Origin of the sequence: Streptomyces sp. NPDC052301, from assembly GCF_044593395.1 — a bacterium.
Lineage (GTDB): Bacteria > Actinomycetota > Actinomycetes > Streptomycetales > Streptomycetaceae > Streptomyces.
Genome location: NZ_JBIUBE010000008.1, coordinates 280,015 through 299,866, shown reverse-complemented (window position 1 = coordinate 299,866; position 19,852 = coordinate 280,015). Strand labels below are relative to the sequence as shown.

Below are 19,852 nucleotides of genomic sequence, written 5' to 3'. Positions count from 1 at the left end.
GGAGCCATGACGACCCTGACGGAAGCGGACGCGCTGGACGGTCTGCGCGACGCGCTCGGCCTGCTCAAGGACCGGGAGCAGGTGGCCGAACGGCTGCTGGTCTCCTCCGCCAAGCACTCCTTCGACCCGGACAAGGAGCTGGACTGGGACGCGCCCTTCGAGGAGGGCAAGTGGTTCTGGCCGCCGGAGCTGGTGTCGCTGTACGACACGCCGATGTGGAAGCGGATGAGCGAGGAACAGCGGATCCTGCTCTCCCAGCACGAGGCGGCCGCGCTGGCCTCGCTCGGCATCTGGTTCGAGATCATCCTGATGCAGCTGCTCGTCCGGCACATCTACGACAAGGCGGCGACGAGCGCGCACGTCCGCTACGCGCTCACCGAGATCGAGGACGAGTGCCGGCACTCGAAGATGTTCGCGCGGCTGATCTCGCACGGCGGGACGCCCTGGTACCCGGTGAGCAGGGCGCACCAGAACCTCGGCCGCCTCTTCAAGACGATCTCCACGACCCCCGGCTCCTTCACCGCCACGCTTCTCGGCGAGGAGGTGCTGGACTGGATGCAGCGGCTGACCTTCCCGGACGAGCGGGTGCAGCCCCTCATCCGGGGCGTCACGCGCATCCACGTGGTCGAGGAGGCCCGGCACGTGCGGTACGCCCGCGAGGAACTGCGCCGCCAGATGGTCACCGCGCCGAAGTGGTCCCAGGAGTTCACCCGGGTCACCTCCGGCGAGTTCGCCCGGGTCTTCTCGGTCGCGTTCGTGAACCCCGAGGTCTACACGAACGTGGGGCTCGACAAGCGGGAGGCCATGGCGCAGGTGAAGGCGAGCGGACACCGGCGGGAGGTCATGCAGACGGGGGCGAGGCGGCTGACGGACTTCCTGGACGACATCGGCGTCCTGCGGGGCGTGGGCCGACGGCTGTGGAGGTCGTCGGGGCTGCTGGCCTGAGACGGGCCGCGGGTTCGTCGTGGCCGGTCGCGTTCGTCGTGGCCGGTCGCGCCCCCTCGAAGTGAGCCGCGCGGCCCTGCCCGAAGCAGCGCGGCGATTAGGCTGACGGGCATGACCCCGGCCGCCACCCCCGCCTACCGTCGCCTGAGCGTCGAGGAACGACGACGTCAGCTCCTCGACGCCGCGCTCTCCCTTTTCGCCCACCGCGCACCGGAGGACGTGTCCCTGGACGACGTGGCGGAGGCCGCCGGAGTCTCGCGGCCCCTGGTGTACCGGTACTTCCCCGGCGGCAAGCAGCAGCTGTACGAGGCGGCGCTGAGGTCGGCCGCCGACGAGCTGCGGCAGTGCTTCGACGAGCCCCGTGAGGGCCCGCTGCTGCCCCGCCTGTCCCGCGCCCTGAAGCGCTATCTGACCTTCGTGGACGAGCACGACACCGGCTTCAGCGCGCTGCTGCAGGGCGGCAGCGTGGTCGAGACGTCCAGGACGACCGCGACGGTGGACGGCGTGCGCCGGGCGGCGGCGGAGCACATCTACCACCACCTCGGTGTCCCCGATCCCGGCCCCCGGCTGCGCATGACCGTCCGCATGTGGATCACGGCCGTCGAGGCGGCCTCCCTGATCTGGCTCGACGAGGGCAAGGAGCCCCCGGTCGAGGAGCTGCGCGCCTGGCTGGTGGACCAGTTCGTGGCCGTCCTCACCGTCACCGCGGGCCGCGATCCGCAGACGGCCGAGCTCGTCGGCGCGCTCGCCGAGGATGGCTGAGACTGAGGCCGTGAAGAGTCAGGACACCCCCTTCGAGGGCGGCCCCATGGACGGCCGTGTACTGCCCGTCCTGTGCGGCCCCACCGGGCACCCCCCGAAGACGTACCGCATCCCCGTGCCGGACCCTGACGGCGGGCCGCCCACCGTGCTCGTCTACCACCGCGTGCCCCGCGGGTACAGCAAGAGGCTCGGGCTGATCCGGGGCTGGAAGTACCGGTACGACCCCGACGACCGGTCCGGCGGACGGCTCAGATGGCCCTGGTCGAAGCCGGACGTCCCGCCGTCCGGCAAGCCGGACGAAGCGAACGGGTGACAGCGTTGCGCCGAACCGCGCACGCCGAGCGCGCGCCCCACGCGGATACATCCGATTATCGCGGTGCGATAGGAGGCGAACAGCCCGTCCTCCCCGCACCCGAGGTGATGTCGTGTCAGGAACGTTCCTGCGCCTGGCTTGTACGGCGGCGGTGGCGGCCCAGACCGTCCTCGCACCGGTGCCCTGCGTGGCCGCACCGAACCCCCAGCGGCCCGTCTCCCAACTGCTGACTGACCTTCAGCAGCTGTACCGGCAGACCGAACAGGCCGCCGAGAGCTACAACGCGACGGCCGAGAAGCTCAAACGGCAGCGCGCCGAGGTGTCCCGGCTGGAGGGCGAGCTGACCCGCGCCCGCCTCGCCCTCCAGGCCGGCCGCACCGACGCCGGCCGGCTGGCCCGGCAGCAGTACCAGGGCAGCACCGAACTCGGCTCCTACGTCCGTGTGCTCCTCGCCCCCGACCCGCAGCACGCGCTGGACGAGGGGCACGTCATCGGCGAACTCGCGCGCGAGCGGGCCCGGACGGTGGACCGGCTGACCGCGGCGGAGAAGCGCCAGGACACCCTGGCCCGGGCGGCCCGCAAGGCCCTCGACACCCAGCTCACCCTCGCCGACCAGCAGCGCAGGCAGCGCGACGACGTCCAGGGCAGACTCGGCGACGTGGAGCGCCTGCTGGCCTCGCTCACCCCGGACCAGCTGGCCGCGATCGCCCGGCTGGAGCAGCAGGGCGTCACCGAGGCGCAGGAGAGGCTCACCACCGCCGGCCCCCTCTCCGACAACCGCCCCGCGTCGCCCGCGGGCACCCGGGCGGTCCGCTACGCCCTGGACCAGCTCGGCAAGCCGTACCGGTGGGGCGCCCAGGGCCCGAACGCCTACGACTGCTCGGGCCTGACCTCACAGGCGTGGTCCCACGCGGGCACGCCGATCCCCCGGACGAGCCAGGAGCAGTGGGCCCGGCTGAAGAAGGTCCCGCTGAACGGGCTCCGCCCGGGCGACCTGGTGATCTACTTCCCCGAGGCCACGCACGTGGCGATGTACGTGGGCGCGGGCAGGGTCGTCCAGGCACCGCGCCCCGGAGGCCGCGTCACGGTGTCCCCGCTGGCGTCCCTCCCGGTCCTCGGAGCCGTACGCCCGGACGCTCAGGCCCCGTGACCGAGGCACGGCAGGCGGACGCCTTCTCCGTTCCTGCGAGCCGGACACCGGTGCGGGGCCGTGGGCCGTCGGACGGGACGCTGCATGCCAAGGCCTACGCCCAGCCCTGACCGATCTGCTTCCCGGAATTGGCGGCCCACCCGGTGGAACCGTCAGGCGCATTGCTTCCGTCATGGCGCTCGTCCTGGTAGAAGAGCAGACGCCCGTCCTGGTGCACGCCATAGATGGTTCCGTTGCCACCGGAGGCAAGCTGGGCGAAACTCATGGATCTCTCCCCTCTCGGACCTTCCGATGCGAAGGCGGTTAAGGGCAGGGCAGGGGGTTTTTCTCAGGCGACGTCGACGGATCCATGGGTGCATCTGTCGCGTGGAGGGGCTGAACACCAGGAACGCCGACGGCCCCGGAGAGGCTGTCTCCGGGGCCGTCTCCGGGCCGTCCGAGGGTGACCACCGGCAACGACAGGTACCGATGGTCGAATTGCCGTCAGGAGCCCGTCAGGCTCCGGCGACCGAGGCCAGGTAGGCGGATGTCTTCTCCGGCTCGTAGAAGAAGTTCTCGAAGTCCGCCGGGTCGTTGAAGGCGTTGGCGAAACGGTTTGCCACCGGCTGGAGCTGGCCCGCCGCGCCGATGAGGTTCAGGATGTGCTCCGGCGGCGGGGCCAGCATCGCGTTCGTCCACTTGGTGACGTGCTGGGCGGTGGCCCAGTAGCGGTCGAAGGTGGCCTGCATCCACTCCTCGTCGAACGGCTTGTCACCGCGTTCCAGGATCGAGGCGAGGTAGGCGGCCGCGCACTTGGACGCGGAGTTGGAGCCCTGGCCGGTGATCGGGTCGTTGGCGACGACCACATCGGCCACGCCGAGCACCAGGCCGCCGGAGGGGAGGCGGCCGATGGGGTTGCGGACGGTCGGCGCGTACCGGCCGGCCAGCGTGCCGCCGGCGTCGGTCAGTTCGACCTTGGTGGCCCGCGCGTACTCCCACGGAGTGAACTTCTCCATGAGTTCCAGGGTCAGGGAGAGGTGCTCCGCCGGGTCCTTGACGCCGTTGAAGACGTCGAGCGGGCCGCCGGGTATGCCCTCCCAGAACAGGATGTCGGCGCGGCCGGACGTGGTGAACGTCGGCATGATGAACAGCTCGCCGACGCCGGGGACCAGGTTGCAGCGGACCGCATCGAACTCCGGGTGCTCCGGGCGCGGGCCGAGGCCGTGCACGTACGCCACCGCGAGGGCGCGCTGCGGCTCGCTGTAGGGGGAGCGCTCGGGGTCGCGGGCGAACATGGACACCAGCTCGCCCTTGCCGGCCGCGACCAGGACGAGGTCGTAGGCGCGGGAGAAGTAGTCGAGGTCACCGACGGCCGCGCCGTGGATGACCAGCTGGCCGCCGCGCTGGGCGAAGGTCTCCATCCAGCCGGCCATCTTCACCCGCTGGTCGACGGACTGGGCGTACCCGTCGAGCTTGCCCACCCAGTCGATGGCCCGCTGGGTGGGGCCCGGGTCGTGCGAGCCGGGGGCCGCCACGGACACGCCGAGCCCCTCGATCTTCGGGGCCTGGGACTCCCAGAAGTTCAGCTGCAGATCGCGTTCGTACTGCAGTGCCGTGTCGAACATGCACTGCGTCGACATGACCCGGCCGGAACGGATCTCGTCCGCGGTCCGGTTCGACATGAGGGTGACCTCGTAGCCGTGCGACTGCAGGCCGAGGGCGAGCTGGAGCCCGGACTGGCCGGCTCCTACGACGAGTATCTTCCGCATGCGGGTGGTGCTCCTCAGGACTACTCGGGGGTTTCGTCCAGCGCGTGGCCCACCAGGGCCAGGAGGGTCTCGATCACCGAGATCCGCCGCCGCGCGTCCATGATCATGACAGGCACGTGCGGGGGGATCGTCAGCGCCTCCCGCACGTCCTCCGGCTCGAACAGCTCACTGCCGTCGAAGTGGTTGACGGCCACCACGTACGGCAGTCCGCAGCTCTCGAAGTAGTCCAGCGCCGGGAAACAGTCCTTCAGCCGCCGGGTGTCGGCCAGCACGACGGCGCCGATCGCGCCGCGCACCAGGTCGTCCCACATGAACCAGAACCGCTGCTGGCCCGGCGTGCCGAACAGGTAGAGCACCAGGTCGTCGTCGAGCGTGATGCGGCCGAAGTCCATGGCCACGGTCGTGGTGAGCTTGCCGGGCGTGGCGGTGAGGTCGTCGGTCTCCTCGCTCGCCTCGGTCATCAACGCCTCGGTCTGCAGGGGCGTGATCTCCGAGACGGAGGTGACCAGCGTGGTCTTGCCGACGCCGAAGCCCCCGGCCACCACGATCTTCGTGGCGATGGGGGCCCGGGTGCGGTCCGTCTGCCAGGACTTCACGTCCTCGTCGGTGTCCTCAAAGACGACGGAGTCCACTCAGCACCCTTTCCAGCAGAGCGCGGTCCGGGCGGCCGGTGCCGTGACCGGTTCCGGTGCCGTACACACGGATCTTTCCCTGGTCCGCGAGGTCGCTCAGGAGGACGCGGACCACGCCGAGCGGCATCTTCAGCAGCGCGGCGATCTCGGCCACCGTGCGCATACGGCGGCACAGTTCGACGATGGCCCGCATTTCCGGCATGACCCGGGTGGTGAGGGAACCATTCGTCAGTTCCTTGCGCTCCTCGGGGGCTTCCAGAGCCGCGACGAACGTCTCCACGAGGAGGACGTGTCCGAAGCGGGTACGGCCGCCGGTGAGCGAGTAGGGACGGACGCGCGCGGGTTTGCGGTCGCCGCCGCGCACAGGAAGTTTCGATGTACCGCTCATCGGGCGCTCCCGGTCGACTGGGCTTCCAGTGACTGCCTCAGCTCCGAGCGCAGTTCGGGGGTGAGGACGTGGCCGGCGCGGCCGACGAACAGGGCCATGTGGTACGCCACCACGCTCATGTCGCACTCGGCGGAGCCATGCACGCCGAGCAGCGAGCCGTCGCTGATCGACATCACGAACAGGCTGCCCTCCTCCATCGCGACCATCGTGTGCTTGACCCCGCCGGAGTCCATCAGCTTGGCGGCGCCGACGGTGAGGCTGCCGATGCCGGAGACGATGGTGGCGAGGTCGGCGGAGGAGCCGCGGGGCCCGCTGCGCTGGGCCCCCCGGGCCTGGCGGGCCTCCTCCGTGTGGCCCGGGTCGGACGAGAGCAGCAGCAGGCCGTCGGAGGAGACCACGGCGACGGACTGGATGCCGGGCACTTCCTCGACCAGGTTGGTCAGCAGCCAGTGCAGGTTGCGGGCTTCACTGCTCAGTCCGTAGGTACTGGGCGCGGTCAACTGCTTGCCTCCTCGGCTGTGCCCCCCGTGGCTTCAGTGGTGTGTGCGGCGATCTCCGCCTCTACGTCCCGGTAGCCGGCCTGGGCTCCTTGGCGGAAGCCGCCGAGCCTGCGGCGCAGGGCGTCGGCGTCCACGCTCGCGGTGCGGCGGCGGGGTGCCGGGGCAGGTGCGGTGATCTTCGGTGTGCGCTTGGGGAGGCCCTTGCTGGTGACCGCCTCGGCCTCGTCCTCGGCGGCGGTCCCGTTCCCGGCCGGGTCGTCCGTGCGGCTCTCGTCGCCGGGTGCGGGTGGCCCCAGGGGGGCGTCCGCGCGGTCGGCGGCCACGGGCACGTGCGGCTGCGCCGGGTGCGTCGCCGGATTCCCCTCCGACGAGAGGTCCCCCTCCGAGGACAGGTCGGGGAGCAGCAGTTCCATCGTGGTCTCGGCGAGGGTCTCCGCCGGTGCCTTCGGGCGCGCCGGCTCCTCCTGGGCGGTCCGCTGTTCGGGGAGCTCCGCCCGTGCGTGCGTCTCCGCGGGTTCGGCGCTCGGGTCGGTCTGCCCGTGCGGCCGGTGATCCGTCATGTCCTCGGCCCGCGACTCGAGCGGCTGCGGATCGGCCGGCTGTGACTCGAGCGGCTGCGGTTCGGCCGGATCGCCGGCGGTCTTCTCCTCCGCCGCCCGGGCCGTCTTCTCCGCCAGCGCCACCAGCGGGTCGGGGTCCGCGGCACGGCCGTACAGGACGTTGGAGTTGACCTCGGCGTCGGCGCCGGGGAGGGAGAAGGTGCCGGTGCCGCTCATGGACGCGGTCTGCGGAGGCAGCCCGGCCGGCGGAGCCTCGGCGAGGAGCGGCGCGGGCAGCACCACGACCGCCGCGATGCCGCCCTGCTTCTGCTCGCGCAGTTGCACCCGGACACCGTGCCGCTGGGCGAGGCGCGCGACGACGTACAGGCCGAGTCCCAGGCCGTCCTCGCCCTCCTGCTCGTAGGGGGACTCGGGGTCGAAGTCGGCCAGGCGGGAGTTCAGCCGGTCCAGGCGGTCCGCCGCCATGCCGATGCCCTCGTCCTGGACCGAGAGCATGACCTCGCCGGACTCCAGGAGCCAGCCGGAGACCTCGATCGGGAGGTCCGGCGGGGAGAACGCGGTGGCGTTCTCCATCAGTTCGGCCAGCAGGTGGGAGAGGTCGTCGGCGGCGAAGCCCGCGACGTGCGCGTGCGGCGGGAGCGCGGCGATACGGACCCGCTCGTAGCGCTCGATCTCGCTGACCGCCGCGCGGACCACGTCGACCAGCGGGACCGGGCCGTGGCTCTGCTGGACGTGCTCGGTGCCGGCGAGGACCAGGAGGTTCTCGCTGTGCCGGCGCATGACCGTGGCGAAGTGGTCCAGCTTGAAGAGGGTGGCGAGGCGCTCGGGGTCCTGCTCGCGGTCCTCCAGGCCCTCGATGACCGCCAGCTGGCGTTCGACCAGGCCGAGCGTGCGCAGGGCGAGGTTGACGAACGTGCCGCCGATGCTGGTGCGCAGGCGACCCAACTGGGCTTCCGCCTCGGCCAGCTCGGCCCGCAGCGCCTCGCGGGCGTCGGCCATCTTCTGCCGCTGTCCGACCAGGTGCTTGCGGTCGGTCTCCAGGGTGCCGACGCGCTCGTGCAGGCCCACCGCGTGCGCGTGCAGGGCGTTGACCGAACGGACCACCTGGGCGAACTCGTCGTTGCGGCCGGTGAAGGCGATCGGCTCCTGGCCCGCGGGGTCCTCGGACTGCGCCAGGCGGGCCGAGCCGCGGCGCAGCACCGACAGCGGGCGGGTGAGGGTGCGGGCCATGGCCGTGGCGATGCCCACGGCCACCAGCATCAGCGCGCCGAGCACGGCGATGCGGATCTCCAGGGCCGTGACGTCGTCGTCCCGGAGCACCGCGAGGTCCTTGGTGCGGTGGTCGTAGAGGGCCGATTCCGCGCCGCGCATCAGGTCGACGCGGGCGGACAGGGCCGCGTCCAGCTTCTTGGTGCTGGTGGTCAGCTCGCTGTCGGCCAGCGTCGGCTGGTCGGTGAGCGTGGCCAGATACTTCTCGGCCGAGTTGACCTCGGGACCGGTGACCGTCGAGTCGTAGGAGTCCACGGACGCCTTCGGGGCCGTCTCGCGGAAGTCGGCGAGGGCCGAGTCGGCGCGCAGCCGGGCCTGCTGGGCGGCCGCGGTGAGCGCGTCGCGCTGTTTGCGGTCCGCCTCGCCGGTGGTGGAGGTCGTGGTGGGCAGGCCGGTGACGGGGTTGATCACCGTCCGGGTGGTGGACGGCACGTTCAGCGCGGCCAGCAGCAGGCCGCGGGCGGCGGCGGACTGCTGCACGGCGGAGTCCAGTTCGGCGAGCGCGTGCGCGCCGGAACCGGCCCTGGGCGGCATCCGGTCGGCCAGCTGCTCGGCCAGCCGGTGCAGCTCGGCGATGGTGGCCGAGTAGGCCTGGTGGGCCTGGAGCGCCGTGGACTTGCCGGTGAGGGCGGCGCGCCGGACGGCGGCGATGCCGTCGAGGTCGGCACGCAGGCTCGCCGGGGTGTCGGTGTTCGCGCGCAGGTCCTCGACCTGCCGGTCGACACGGGCGCTGCGGTCTTCGGCGGGCGCCTTGGACTTGGCCCGGCCGGCCGCGATGTAGGAGGTGACCTCGTCACGCTCGTCGGCGAGCGAGTGGGCGAGGGCAAGCGCGTCCTCGGTGCGGGTGGCCAGCGTCACCAGATCCTGGGAGTCACTGACGTCCTGGGAGGCGCTGAGCAGGGAGGGCGCCCCGGCCCCGGCGACGGCCGCGGCCACCACGGCGACGGCCACGATCAGCCGGGTGCGCACATGAGTGGGTCGGCCGGTGCCCACGGGGTTCTGCGGGTCGGTCCCCGCGGGGGCCGTCTGCCTGCCTGTGCGCCGAGGCCGCTTCATCTGCACCGGTGCTCGCATTCCTGAACTCGTCTACCCAAGGGCCCGGGTGGCGCCCCGTCATCTCGGTGCCAAGTGGTGCCTGCACCCGGTTCGTACGGTTCCCGACCCTCCCAGCGCCGGTGGGCAGGGGTCGTGCATCACCTGACCCGCCACCCGAAGGAGTGAACATCGGAGGGGAGTTGGCGGGCAAGTTCCCGTGGCGTGTGCGGGGCGCGTCCGCGGCGGGCCGGTTGGACGCGGCGCGGCAGCCTTTGACAGTATTCGCCACCACGCCTTCCCGGAGCGCCCCATTCCCGCCCAAACCAGGCGCCTGACCTGCGAGGTCGTAGTTGTTCGCCGACGGTTGCCAGCCTTTGGCGGAGCCTGTGAAGGCCTCGTGCAGACTGGCTGGATGCGAACTGATCTCGTTTCGGAACCCGGCGACGCGACCCGCCCCAACGAGGACTTCGCCGGTGTCGGACTACCCGCCTCCGGACAGGGAGGTTGCGTGATCGTCCTGGACGGGGTGACGCCACCCCGCGACGGGACGGGCTGTCTGCATTCCGTCCCCTGGTTCACCGCCCGGCTCGGCGGCGCGCTGACCGAACTGACCGTTTCCTACCGAGATCTGACGCTCCCGGAGATTCTTTCGCGGGCCCTCGCGCGCACTGCCGAGGCACACGCGGAGACCTGTGACCTTTCTCACCCGCGAACCCCTCAGGCAACCGTGGCACTGACCCGCTGGTCGGCCGACCTGGTCGAGTACCTGGTGCTCTCCGACTCGACGCTGCTGCTGCGGGGTCCGGACGGCACGGTCACCCCGGTGCTCGACGACCGGCTCGCCCGGCTCCCCCGCTCCGCCCTGGCCACCGACGCTCTGATCGACGCCCGCCTGCGCAACAAGGAGGGCGGCTTCTTCACCGCCGCCGCCGATCCCTCGGTCGCGGCCCGCGCGGTCACCGGCAGCCTGCCCCGGCGGGAGGTCCGCGCGCTGGCCGCGCTGACGGACGGGGCGGCCCGATGGACGGAGACGTTCCGCGAGGGCGACTGGACGGCCCTGTTCGACCTCGTCGCCAAGGAGGGCGCCCGGTCGCTGGTGGACCGGGTACGGGAGCTGGAGACGGCGGACCGCGAGACACGGGCGTTCCTGGGCCGGAGCAAGACGCACGACGACGCCACGGTGGTCCACGTGGAGCTGTGAGGGTCGGGCGGGCGGGGCACTGCGTCTCGGGACCGAGGGGGCCGTGACGATCGCGCCGACGGGCCACTGCGCCCAGGGGACCCACGGGAGCTGCGACAGTCCTGCCGGCGGGCCCGTGCCCCCACGGGCGGGCTCACGCGAGCCGTGACGGTCCGCCGACGGCCACTGCGCCACGAGACCCACGGCACCCCTGACCGTCACACCGGCGGGCCCCTGCCCCACGGGCCCGGACGAGCTGTGACGATCGCGCCGACGAGCCGCCGGCCCCCGGGTGGCCGTGCCGGCGGCCGGTCACTTCTCCATGACGCCGTTGAGCTGATGGAGCAGTCGGGCCAGTTCCGCCACCTCGGTGCGGTCCCAGTGGGCGAGTTGCCTGACGTAGCGGGCGCGGCGGGCCTCGCGGACCGTGCCGACGCGCCGGCGGCCCTCGTCGGTGAGGGTCACGAGCCAGGCACGGCCGTCGGCCGGGTCCGGTTCGCGGGTGATCAGGCCGAGTTCCTCCAGGGCCCGCAGCTGGCGGGACATGGTGGCCTTGCCGACGCCGATGTAGGCGGCGAGTTCCGTGGCCCGCTGGCCGCCCAGCTCGTCCAGCCTGATCAGCAGGCCGTACGCGGAGGACTCCAGGTCGGGATGGACCTCGCGGGCCATCTCGCCCTGGTTGGCGCGGGCACGCCGCAGCAGCACGGTCAACTCGCGCTCCAGCGCCAGGAATTCCTGGTCTGCACCACTGGGCGTCACTTGCCCGACGACGCTCTGCGCGTCGCCGTTTCCGTCCTCGTGCACGTCAGCACCCCTGCTCGGTTTCGCGGTCGTGAAAGTTTCCGTCAAAGTCCGTCATTGCCGCAGCTCTGCCAGTATTTCGCAGGCGTAGACCAACGGCGGAGTCCGGACCCCCTTCCCACGCCGTCATCTACGTGCATAGCTTCTTTATCAGGCAATCAATGGCATGCCCACGCCAGTCGGGACAGTTCTGCCCCACGGTCACCCCACGGCCACCCCCACGGTTCCCCCCACCTCTTCTCCGGAGGCACGTCATGCCCGTGCACAGACCCGGTTCCATCCGCCCGCGCGCCCTCACCGTCCTCGTCACGGCCCTGCTCGCGGCGCTCTCCCTCACGCTCCCGCTCACCTCCGCCCAGGCCGCGACCACGCCCAGCCGCGGCTCCGCCTCCATGGGCATGGGCGTCCTCGCCCACGACGGACAGCACGGCACGCCCAGCACCGGTGACGCCACCCAGACCGAGGGCGTGGACGTCGCCGGCTACCAGGGCAACGTCGCCTGGTCGACGCTGTGGACCAGCGGAGTGCGCTGGGCCTACACCAAAGCCACGGAAGGCACGTACTACACGAACCCGTACTTCGCCCAGCAGTACAACGGCTCGTACAACGTGGGCATGATCCGCGGCGCGTACCACTTCGCCACCCCGGACACCACCAGCGGCGCCACCCAGGCGAGCTACTTCGTCAGCCACGGCGGCGGCTGGTCCAGGGACGGCAAGACCCTGCCGGGGGCGCTCGACATCGAGTGGAACCCCTACGGCGCCGCCTGCTACGGCAAGACCACCAGCCAGATGGTCAGCTGGATCGCCGACTTCGTCACCACCTACAAGTCGCTCACCAGCCGCTACCCCGTGATCTACACGGCCACCAGCTGGTGGACCCAGTGCACCGGCAACTACGGCGGCTTCGCCGTGAACAACCCGCTGTGGATCGCCCGGTACGCCTCCGACCCGGGCACCCTGCCGGCGGGCTGGTCGTACTACACGATGTGGCAGTACACGTCCTCCGGCCCGACCGTCGGGGACCACGACAAGTTCAACGGCGCCCTGGACCGCGTACAGGCGCTGGCCAACGGCTGACCGCCGCACGCCTGTGACCCCTGCCCCGCCGGGCAGGGGTCACAGCCCCACGCACCGGCGCAGACACAGCGCTCCCGCCGGGCCCCGCCCTGCGCTGGTGCTCATAGCCGCCCCGGATCATGCTGGTCAGGAGAGCCTGCCGAGCAAGGGCGAGATGAGCGGCGATGGAGCGACAGTCCACGTACACGGCCACGGCCACCATCGATGAGCAGGGCATCCTCACCGGCTGGAGCGACGGCGCGCAGCGACTGCTCGGCTACGACTCCTCCGCCGTCGTCGGACGGCCCGCCGCCGCCCTGCTCGCCGCCGACGCCGCGGCCGTCCGCCGGATCCTGGCCGGCCGGCAGCGCTGGAACGGCACCCTCCCGCTGCGCCACCGGGACGGCCGGTCCCTGGAGCTGGGTGTGATCGCCCACCACCGGACCACGCGGACCGGGGCCGCGGACTGGCTCCTGGTGAGCGCCGTGACGGCCCGCGCCCAGCCGCCCCGCGGCGAGCCGCTGGAGGAGTGGACCTTCCTCCAGTCCCCCTTCCCGCTGGCGATCTTCGACGCCGAGCTGCGTCTGGTGCGCGCCAACCGCCGTATGGAACACGCCCTCGCCCTGCCCGAGGCGGCGATGCGCGGGCTGCGCGTCGTCCACATCGTGCCCGGACCGGCGAGCGAGGAGACCGACCGGTCGATGCGGCAGGCACTGGAGGCCGGCCGGCCGCAGGAGGTACGGGCCCGCCTCGGCCCGGACCTCGGCGGCACCGCCGTCCTCACCCCGCTGAAGGACGCCGACGGCCGGGTACGGGCCGTCTGTCTGTCCACGCAGCGCCCCGCCCAGGACACCACCGCCCGGCCTCGCCCGCCGGGCGAGGCCGGCTCGCCCGTCGGCACGGCCGCGGACCAGGCACGCGCCGCGCAGGAACTCGGCGAGGTCACGGTCCCCCGGCTCGCCGACGTCATGGCCGTCGACCTGCTCGACTCGCCCCGGACCGACACCGAGTCCGGCCGGCAGCGGGCTCCGCTCGTCCTGCGCCGGGCCGCCCTGCGCCCGGTCCCGGACAGCGCCGAACCGGTCCCCGGCAGCGCGGTGGGCGAGGCGGTCGTCTGCCCGCCGGACTCACCGCCCGCCCTGTGCCTGACGGCGGGCCGCCCGCTGCTGTACGACACCGCGGACCCGGGCATCTCCGCGTGGACGGAGCTCGACCCGTGTGCCGCCTGGCTGCGCGCCTTCGAGACACGCTCGCTGCTCGCGGTGCCGCTGCGCGCCCAGGGGGGCACGCTCGGAGTGGCCCTCTTCGGCCGGCACCGCGGCCGGGAGCCGTTCGGCCCGGAGGACCTGCGGCTCGCCGAGGAGTTCGCGGCCAAGGCCGCCGACGGCATCGACCAGGCCCGCGCCCCCACCCGTACCCGCACCACCACGACGGCCCTGCAGCAGGGCCTGCTCCCGCACACGCTGCCCGAGCAGGCGGCCCTGGAGGTGGCCACCCGCTATCTGCCCGCCGCGACCCGGGCCGGCGTGGGCGGCGACTGGTTCGACGTGATCCCACTGTCCGGGGCCCGGGTGGCCCTCGTCGTCGGGGACGTGGTCGGGCACGGCCTCCGCGCCTCGGCCACCATGGGCCGGCTGCGCACGGCGGTGCGCACCCTGGCCGACGTCGACCTGCCGGCCGACGAACTCCTCAGTCACCTCGACGACCTGGTCCTGCGGCTCGCCGCGGACGAGGGCAGCGCCGACCCGTCCGCCGAGGCCGCCGGAGGCATCGGCACCACCTGCCTCTACGCCGTCTACGACCCGGTCTCCCGGCACTGCACCCTGGCGCGGGCCGGGCATCCGCCGCCCGCCGTGGTCACCCCGGACGGGACGGTCCGCTTCCTCGACGTGCCCGCGGGCCCGCCGCTCGGCCTCGGTGGACTGCCCTTCGAGGCCGTCGAGACCGAACTGCCCGAGGGCAGTCTGCTCGCCCTGTACACCGACGGGCTGTTCGAGGCCCGCGAGCACGACATCGACGAGGCGCTGGACAAGATGTTCGCCGCGCTCGGCCACCCCGCCACCTCGCTCGACTCCGTGTGCGACCGCGTGCTCACCGAGCTGCTGAGCCACCGCCCCGACGACGACATCGCCCTGCTGGTGGCCCGCACCCGCGTGCTGCACCGGGACCGGGTCGCCGCCTGGGAGCTGGAGAACGAGCCCACCGTGGTCGCCCGCGCCCGCCACCTCGCCGCCGACCAGCTCACCGCCTGGGGCCTGGACGAGGCCGCCTTCACCACCGAGCTGATGGTCAGCGAGCTGGTCACCAACGCCATCCGCTACGGCCGCCCGCCCATCCGGCTCCGGCTGATCCACCAGGACAGCACCCTGATCTGCGAGGTCTACGACGCCAGCGGCAGCACCCCGCACATGCGGCGCGCCCGGATCTTCGACGAGGGCGGCCGGGGCCTGCTGCTGGTGGCCCAGCTCGCCGAGCGCTGGGGCACCCGGCACGACCGGATCGGCAAGACGGTGTGGGCGGAGCAGTCGGTCGCCGGGACCGGCGGGTGAGTCGGCCACCGGAAACCGGCGGGGAGCCGGCCGCCACCGGTTCCCCCACGGCCTCCCCGGCCGCCCGGACCCGTCGACCGGTCCCGTTGCCCACCCATGGCGAGGGCCCGGGTCTCCCTCACGGAACCCGGGCCCTCGCTCATCCGGCAGCGTCCGTCACGCCGCGACCGGAACCTCCGGCGTCACGCCGTCGGCGGCGGGCGCGAGCGCCAGCTCCAGGACCTGGCGGACGTCGGTCACGGTGTGGACGTCGAGCTTGTCCAGCACCTCGGCCGGGACGTCGTCCAGGTCGGGCTCGTTGCGCTTGGGGATGATCACGGTGGTCACCCCGGCGCGATGGGCGGCGAGCAGCTTCTGCTTCACGCCGCCGATGGGCAGCACCCGGCCGGTCAGCGAGACCTCTCCGGTCATCGCCACGTCCGTGCGGACCAGCCGCCCGGAGAGCAGCGAGGCCAGCGCGGTGGTCATGGTGATGCCCGCGCTCGGACCGTCCTTGGGGACGGCGCCCGCCGGGAAGTGGATGTGCACGCCCCGGTCCTTCAGGTCGGCGACCGGCAGCTCCAGTTCGGCGCCGTGGCTGCGCAGGAAGCTCAGCGCGATCTGCGCCGACTCCTTCATCACGTCGCCCAGCTGACCGGTCAGGTTCAGGCCCGCCGCGCCGGTCTCCGGGTCGGCGAGGGACGCCTCCACGAAGAGGACGTCGCCGCCGGCCCCGGTCACCGCGAGGCCGGTCGCGACACCGGGTACGGCCGTACGGCGTTCGGCCGGGTCCTGGGCGGACTCGGGCACGTGGTGCGGCCGTCCGATCAGACCGCGCAGGTCGCCGTCGGTGACGGTGAACGGCAGCTCCCGCTCGCCCAGTTCGTGCTGGGCCGCGACCTTGCGCAGCAGCCGCGCGAGGGACCGCTCCAGCGTGCGCACGCCCGCCTCGCGCGTGTACTCGCCGGCGAGCCTGCGCAGCGCGCCCTCGTCGATCGTGACCTCGTCCTTGTCCAGGCCGGCCCGCTCCAGCTGGCGCGGGAGCAGGTGGTCCCGGGCGATGACGACCTTCTCGTCCTCGGTGTAGCCGTCCAGGCGGACGATCTCCATACGGTCGGCGAGCGCCTCCGGAATGGCTTCCAGGACATTGGCGGTGGCGAGGAAGACCACGTCCGAGAGGTCGAGTTCGACCTCCAGGTAGTGGTCCCGGAAGGTGTGGTTCTGGGCGGGGTCGAGGACCTCCAGCAGGGCCGCGGCCGGGTCGCCGCGGAAGTCGGAGCCCACCTTGTCGATCTCGTCGAGGAGCACGACCGGGTTCATGGACCCGGCCTCCTTGATCGCGCGCACGATCCGGCCGGGCAGCGCGCCGACGTACGTACGGCGGTGACCGCGGACCTCGGCCTCGTCGCGGACGCCGCCGAGGGCGACCCGGACGAACCTACGGCCCATGGCGTGCGCGACGGACTCGCCCAGGCTGGTCTTTCCGACACCGGGCGGGCCCACCAGGGCGAGCACGGCACCGCCGCGCCGCCCGCCGATGACGCCCAGGCCGCGGTCGGTGCGCCGCTTGCGCACGGCCAGGTACTCGGTGATGCGCTCCTTCACGTCCTCCAGGCCCGCGTGCTCGGCGTCGAGGACGGCCTTGGCGCCCTGGATGTCGTAGGCGTCCTCGGTCCGCTCGTTCCACGGCATCTCCAGGACCGTGTCCAGCCAGGTGCGGATCCAGGAGCCCTCGGGCGACTGGTCGGAGGCCCGCTCCAGCTTGTCGACCTCCTTGAGCGCGGCCTCGCGGACCTTCTCGGGCAGGTCGGCGGCCTCCACGCGGGTGCGGTAGTCGTCGGACTCCTCGCCGTCCTGCTCGCCGTTCAGCTCGCGCAATTCCTTGCGGACCGCTTCGAGCTGACGCCGCAGCAGGAACTCCCGCTGCTGCTTGTCGACGCCCTCCTGGACGTCCTTGGCGATGGTCTCGGCCACTTCCTGCTCGGCGAGGTGGTCGCGGAGCGCTTGTGTGGCGAGCTTCAGACGGGCCACCGGGTCGGCGGTCTCCAGCAGTTCGACCTTCTGCTCGACGGTGAGGAACGGCGAGTAGCCGGAGTTGTCGGCGAGCGCGGAGACGCCGTCGATGGCCTGGACGCGGTCCACGACCTGCCAGGCGCCCCGCTTCTTCAGCCAGGTGGTGGCGAGCGCCTTGTACTCCTTGACGAGGTCCGCGACGTGGCCCGGCAGCGGGTCGGGCACGCTCTCGTCGATCCGGGCGCCCTCGACCCAGAGCGCGGCGCCCGGTCCGGTGGTGCCGGCGCCGATGCGGACCCGGCTCCGGCCGCGGATCAGAGCCCCGGGGTCGCCGTCGGCCAGCCGGCCGACCTGCTCGACCGTGCCCAGGACGCCGGTCTTGGCGTACGTCCCGTCGACGCGTGGCACCAGCAGCACCTTGGGCTTGCCGGGCGCCGACCGGGCGGCGGCCTGGGCGGCCTCCACCGCGGCCCGCACCTCGGCGTCGCTCAGGTCCAGCGGGACCACCATGCCGGGCAGCACGACCTCGTCGTCGAGCGGCAGCACGGGCAGGACGAGCGTGAACGCCGTGGACTCAGCAGCCATGATCTCCCCTTAGGCAGTCAACTTGAGCTATGCCGACTCAATGCTTGGCGATCGACGAATGTTCCCAGCGCCGTGTTCGCTGTGAGCGATCATCGGTCGGCACTGACGTCCGTGCAGGTGAGGAGCGTTGTCAGTGGGGGCTGTCAGCATGGCCGGTGGATGGGCACGCGAGTGGACCGACCGCACGGGGAGGACGCATGGGCACCTGGGGGACGGGCCCCTTCGACAACGACACGGCGGCGGACTGGTGCAACGACCTGGACGACGCCGCGCCGGCCGGGCGGGCGGGCATCGTGCGCGGCACGCTCGCCCGAGTGGCCGCCGGTGAGGGGTATCTGGAGGCGCCGGAGGCCGACGAGGCCGTGGCGGCGGCCGCGTTGGTCGCCGCGCAGTGTCCGGGCGGCGAACCGCCGGAGCCGTCCTACGGGCCCGAGCAGCCGCTGCCCGATCTCACGGGCCTGCGCCCGCTGGCCCTGGAGGCACTGGACCGGGTCATGAGCGAGCCCTCCGAGCTGCTGGAGCTGTGGGCGGGGTCCGACGGCGCCTCCTGGCGCGCGGGCGTGGAGCGGATGCGGCGGACACTTCTCCCCCGGCCGCCGGGGGAACAGCTCAGCCTGCGCTGACCGCCGCACGCGCCCGGGGAGCCGCCGCACCCGTCCGCTGCCAGCGCCGGACCAGGGGCCAGCAGGCGACGCCGATCGTCAGGGCGATCAGATGGCCCCAGTTGGTCATCGGGTCCTGGAAGGCGGCCAGGTCGTCCAGGAGCATGCCGGTGACCAGCGTGAGCAGGGGCCAGCGCAGCCAGGGGGCGAGGAGTCCGGCCAGGGCGCCGGTGCTGGCGGCCACGCCGAAGCTGATGCCGTAGTCGAGGCGGTGCAGCGAGCTGACCGGGAGGTGGCCGAACAGGACGGCGAGGCCCACCGGGACCTCGGTGGCGAGCGTGGCCAGGACGTGCCCGGTCAGGAACACGCAAGCCGCCCGTGCCCCGCCTGTCCGCCGCTCCAGTCCGGTGAGCACCAGCACGAACGCGACGGCGTACGGCGAGACGATCCCGCCCGCGACCCACAGCGCGCTCGCCGGCAGCACCAGCGCCGGCGCGCGCAGCAGATGGGCCACGTCGGTGCTGGAGGCCTGGTGGAGGCTGTGCACCAGGCCGGGGTCGGCCAGGGACGCGAACAGGGAGGTGACGGCCAGGACGGCCGCGTAGGCGAAGGTGAAGGGGGTGCCGGCGGGTGTCGGCAGGAGGTGTCGGAGCCACGGGCGGGATGCGGCGGAAGGCGCCTGGACCGGTGCGGACCCGGGGGCCTCGATGCCGCGCTGGCGCGGCATGCCGTCCAGCAGGCCGGCGAGCTCCTGAGCCGGGACGGCGGGGGCGCCGTCGGGAAGGGGCGTGCCCGCGAGGGGCGGGGACGCGGCCGTCGCGGGGCCCGTCGCGGTCCGTTCCACGGTGAGGCGCTCCTTCCGTCGCGCCCCACCCTTCGTCCTCGAGGGCCCCGTGTCTATGACCGACGCCACGCGAGAGCGGTTTCACAGCAACCTCCTACGTCGCGACTGCGTCAGGGGTGGGCGCCGCCGGGCGCACGGGTGTCCCACGAACGAGTGCATCGCGCCCCGGCCATCGGCGCGTCGGCGACCCGTCAGCGGTAATTGCCGTGTAAGCCAAGCCCCGTTCGAGCAGGATGGGTGCATGACTGCCGCGTACGACTCTCCTGTGGTCCTGGACCGGCGCGACGGCCCGTACGGCGAAGTGGTGCTGCGCAGACACGGTTCACTGCTGCAGATCATCGCCAACGGCTGCTTCCTGATGGACACCTCCGACGGCCGTTCCGAGCGGCTTCTGGTCGACGCCGCGTACGACGCGCTGGACGGGCGGCCGGATCCGAAGGTGCTGATCGGCGGGCTGGGGGTGGGGTTCTCACTGGCGCACGCGGCGACCGACGCGCGCTGGGGCCGGATCACCGTCGTGGAGCGGGAACCCGCCGTCGTCGACTGGCACCGCCGCGGACCGCTGGCGGAGCTGACCGCGGACGCCCTCGCCGACGCCCGCACCGAGATCGTCCAGACCGACCTGGTGCGGTACGTCAATGAGACATCGGACACGTTCGACGCCCTGTGTCTCGACATCGACAACGGTCCCGGCTGGACCGTCACCGAGGACAACGACAGCCTCTACTCACCCACCGGACTCGCCTCCTGTGCAAGGGTGTTGAGACCGGGCGGAGTGCTGGCGGTGTGGTCTGCGACGCCGTCTCCGGAATTTGAAGGAAGCTTGCGGAATGCCGGGTTCCAGCAGGTGCGTACCGAAGAGGTGCCCGTTGCCCGGGGCGTTCCGGACGCCGTGCACCTCGCCGTCCGCCCTGGATAGCGACAGCGCGGTCAGTCCCC

At 72.6% G+C, this 19,852-nt stretch carries 18 protein-coding genes; 9 read left to right on the top strand and 9 right to left on the bottom strand.

Annotated features, from left to right (window positions below):
• The first annotated feature begins 6 nt into the window (after positions 1 to 6).
• The 4 genes from ACIHEJ_RS24230 (at position 7) to ACIHEJ_RS24215 (ending at position 3,170) form a co-directional block, all read left to right on the top strand.
• Positions 7 to 945 carry a diiron oxygenase gene (locus tag ACIHEJ_RS24230; RefSeq protein WP_362118837.1) on the top strand — a complete coding sequence of 313 codons (939 nt, stop codon included), beginning with the start codon at positions 7 to 9 and terminating at the stop codon, positions 943 to 945.
• Positions 946 to 1,056: 111 nt separating this feature from the next.
• On the top strand, positions 1,057 to 1,707 hold the full coding sequence (locus ACIHEJ_RS24225; protein ID WP_400138637.1) for a TetR/AcrR family transcriptional regulator: 651 nt from the start codon (positions 1,057 to 1,059) through the stop codon (positions 1,705 to 1,707).
• On the top strand, positions 1,700 to 2,020 hold the full coding sequence (locus tag ACIHEJ_RS24220; RefSeq protein WP_400138635.1) for a hypothetical protein: 321 nt from the start codon (positions 1,700 to 1,702) through the stop codon (positions 2,018 to 2,020). The genes ACIHEJ_RS24225 and ACIHEJ_RS24220 overlap by 8 nt, the downstream gene beginning before the upstream one ends.
• Positions 2,021 to 2,132: 112 nt before the next feature.
• Positions 2,133 to 3,170, top strand: a complete 1,038-nt coding sequence (locus ACIHEJ_RS24215) for an NlpC/P60 family protein (protein ID WP_400138633.1) — start codon at positions 2,133 to 2,135, stop codon at positions 3,168 to 3,170.
• A gap of 94 nt (positions 3,171 to 3,264) precedes the next feature.
• On the opposite strand, the gene ACIHEJ_RS24210 is transcribed toward ACIHEJ_RS24215, so the two are convergent.
• The 6 genes from ACIHEJ_RS24210 to ACIHEJ_RS24185 all read right to left on the bottom strand — a co-directional run bounded on the left by ACIHEJ_RS24210 (position 3,265) and on the right by ACIHEJ_RS24185 (position 9,329).
• Positions 3,265 to 3,435, bottom strand: coding sequence for a hypothetical protein (locus tag ACIHEJ_RS24210; protein WP_400138631.1), 171 nt, complete (start codon positions 3,433 to 3,435; stop codon positions 3,265 to 3,267).
• Between the two features lie 229 nt (positions 3,436 to 3,664).
• Entirely contained in the window at positions 3,665 to 4,918 is a 1,254-nt protein-coding gene (locus tag ACIHEJ_RS24205) for a styrene monooxygenase/indole monooxygenase family protein (RefSeq protein ID WP_400138629.1), read from the bottom strand.
• Positions 4,919 to 4,938: 20 nt separating this feature from the next.
• On the bottom strand, positions 4,939 to 5,550 hold the full coding sequence (locus ACIHEJ_RS24200) for a GTP-binding protein (RefSeq protein ID WP_400138627.1): 612 nt from the start codon (positions 5,548 to 5,550) through the stop codon (positions 4,939 to 4,941).
• Entirely contained in the window at positions 5,531 to 5,938 is a 408-nt protein-coding gene (locus ACIHEJ_RS24195; RefSeq protein WP_400138625.1) for a DUF742 domain-containing protein, read from the bottom strand. Before ACIHEJ_RS24195 ends, ACIHEJ_RS24200 begins: the two co-directional genes overlap by 20 nt.
• Complete coding sequence (locus ACIHEJ_RS24190) at positions 5,935 to 6,438, bottom strand: roadblock/LC7 domain-containing protein (RefSeq protein WP_366013862.1); 504 nt, start codon at positions 6,436 to 6,438, stop codon at positions 5,935 to 5,937. Before ACIHEJ_RS24190 ends, ACIHEJ_RS24195 begins: the two co-directional genes overlap by 4 nt.
• Positions 6,435 to 9,329 (bottom strand): nitrate- and nitrite sensing domain-containing protein, encoded by a 2,895-nt coding sequence (locus tag ACIHEJ_RS24185; RefSeq protein ID WP_400138622.1) that lies wholly within the window; start codon positions 9,327 to 9,329, stop codon positions 6,435 to 6,437. Before ACIHEJ_RS24185 ends, ACIHEJ_RS24190 begins: the two co-directional genes overlap by 4 nt.
• A gap of 385 nt (positions 9,330 to 9,714) precedes the next feature.
• Here ACIHEJ_RS24185 and ACIHEJ_RS24180 point away from each other — a divergent pair, with 385 nt between their 5' ends.
• Positions 9,715 to 10,503, top strand: a complete 789-nt coding sequence (locus ACIHEJ_RS24180; protein WP_400138620.1) for a protein phosphatase 2C domain-containing protein — start codon at positions 9,715 to 9,717, stop codon at positions 10,501 to 10,503.
• Between the two features lie 291 nt (positions 10,504 to 10,794).
• On the opposite strand, the gene ACIHEJ_RS24175 is transcribed toward ACIHEJ_RS24180, so the two are convergent.
• On the bottom strand, positions 10,795 to 11,286 hold the full coding sequence (locus ACIHEJ_RS24175) for a MarR family winged helix-turn-helix transcriptional regulator (protein ID WP_400138618.1): 492 nt from the start codon (positions 11,284 to 11,286) through the stop codon (positions 10,795 to 10,797).
• 251 nt (positions 11,287 to 11,537) lie between these two features.
• Here ACIHEJ_RS24175 and ACIHEJ_RS24170 point away from each other — a divergent pair, with 251 nt between their 5' ends.
• Positions 11,538 to 12,362 (top strand): lysozyme, encoded by an 825-nt coding sequence (locus tag ACIHEJ_RS24170; RefSeq protein WP_400138616.1) that lies wholly within the window; start codon positions 11,538 to 11,540, stop codon positions 12,360 to 12,362.
• A 164-nt stretch (positions 12,363 to 12,526) separates the two neighbouring features.
• Positions 12,527 to 14,890 carry a SpoIIE family protein phosphatase gene (locus ACIHEJ_RS24165; RefSeq protein ID WP_400138614.1) on the top strand — a complete coding sequence of 788 codons (2,364 nt, stop codon included), beginning with the start codon at positions 12,527 to 12,529 and terminating at the stop codon, positions 14,888 to 14,890.
• A gap of 156 nt (positions 14,891 to 15,046) precedes the next feature.
• Here the strand turns inward: ACIHEJ_RS24165 and lon are convergent, their stop codons facing one another.
• Positions 15,047 to 17,467, bottom strand: a complete 2,421-nt coding sequence (lon, locus tag ACIHEJ_RS24160) for an endopeptidase La (protein ID WP_400138612.1) — start codon at positions 17,465 to 17,467, stop codon at positions 15,047 to 15,049.
• A 197-nt stretch (positions 17,468 to 17,664) separates the two neighbouring features.
• Between lon and ACIHEJ_RS24155 the strand changes: the two genes are divergently transcribed.
• Positions 17,665 to 18,090, top strand: coding sequence for a DUF4259 domain-containing protein (locus ACIHEJ_RS24155; protein ID WP_400138610.1), 426 nt, complete (start codon positions 17,665 to 17,667; stop codon positions 18,088 to 18,090).
• Here ACIHEJ_RS24155 and ACIHEJ_RS24150 read toward each other — a convergent pair.
• Positions 18,077 to 18,913: a rhomboid-like protein gene (locus ACIHEJ_RS24150; protein ID WP_400138608.1), complete on the bottom strand. Its 837-nt coding sequence runs from the start codon at positions 18,911 to 18,913 to the stop codon at positions 18,077 to 18,079. The two genes, ACIHEJ_RS24155 and ACIHEJ_RS24150, sit on opposite strands and share 14 nt — an antisense overlap.
• Before the next feature lie 241 nt (positions 18,914 to 19,154).
• Here ACIHEJ_RS24150 and ACIHEJ_RS24145 point away from each other — a divergent pair, with 241 nt between their 5' ends.
• A complete protein-coding gene (locus ACIHEJ_RS24145; RefSeq protein WP_400138606.1) occupies positions 19,155 to 19,832 on the top strand; it encodes a spermidine synthase in 678 nt (225 codons plus the stop codon).
• The last annotated feature ends 20 nt before the right edge of the window (positions 19,833 to 19,852 follow it).

Bases quoted from the DNA above. Each gene is read 5' to 3' on its own strand.
- ACIHEJ_RS24230 (WP_362118837.1), top strand. From the start codon at position 7: ATGACGACCCTGACGGAAGCGGACGCGCTGGACGGTCTGCGCGACGCG.
- ACIHEJ_RS24225 (WP_400138637.1), top strand. From the start codon at position 1,057: ATGACCCCGGCCGCCACCCCCGCCTACCGTCGCCTGAGCGTCGAGGAA.
- ACIHEJ_RS24220 (WP_400138635.1), top strand. From the start codon at position 1,700: ATGGCTGAGACTGAGGCCGTGAAGAGTCAGGACACCCCCTTCGAGGGC.
- ACIHEJ_RS24210 (WP_400138631.1), bottom strand. From the start codon at position 3,435: ATGAGTTTCGCCCAGCTTGCCTCCGGTGGCAACGGAACCATCTATGGC.
- ACIHEJ_RS24205 (WP_400138629.1), bottom strand. From the start codon at position 4,918: ATGCGGAAGATACTCGTCGTAGGAGCCGGCCAGTCCGGGCTCCAGCTC.
- ACIHEJ_RS24195 (WP_400138625.1), bottom strand. From the start codon at position 5,938: ATGAGCGGTACATCGAAACTTCCTGTGCGCGGCGGCGACCGCAAACCC.
- ACIHEJ_RS24180 (WP_400138620.1), top strand. From the start codon at position 9,715: ATGCGAACTGATCTCGTTTCGGAACCCGGCGACGCGACCCGCCCCAAC.
- ACIHEJ_RS24170 (WP_400138616.1), top strand. From the start codon at position 11,538: ATGCCCGTGCACAGACCCGGTTCCATCCGCCCGCGCGCCCTCACCGTC.
- ACIHEJ_RS24165 (WP_400138614.1), top strand. From the start codon at position 12,527: ATGGAGCGACAGTCCACGTACACGGCCACGGCCACCATCGATGAGCAG.
- lon (WP_400138612.1), bottom strand. From the start codon at position 17,467: ATGGCTGCTGAGTCCACGGCGTTCACGCTCGTCCTGCCCGTGCTGCCG.
- ACIHEJ_RS24155 (WP_400138610.1), top strand. From the start codon at position 17,665: ATGGGCACCTGGGGGACGGGCCCCTTCGACAACGACACGGCGGCGGAC.
- ACIHEJ_RS24145 (WP_400138606.1), top strand. From the start codon at position 19,155: ATGACTGCCGCGTACGACTCTCCTGTGGTCCTGGACCGGCGCGACGGC.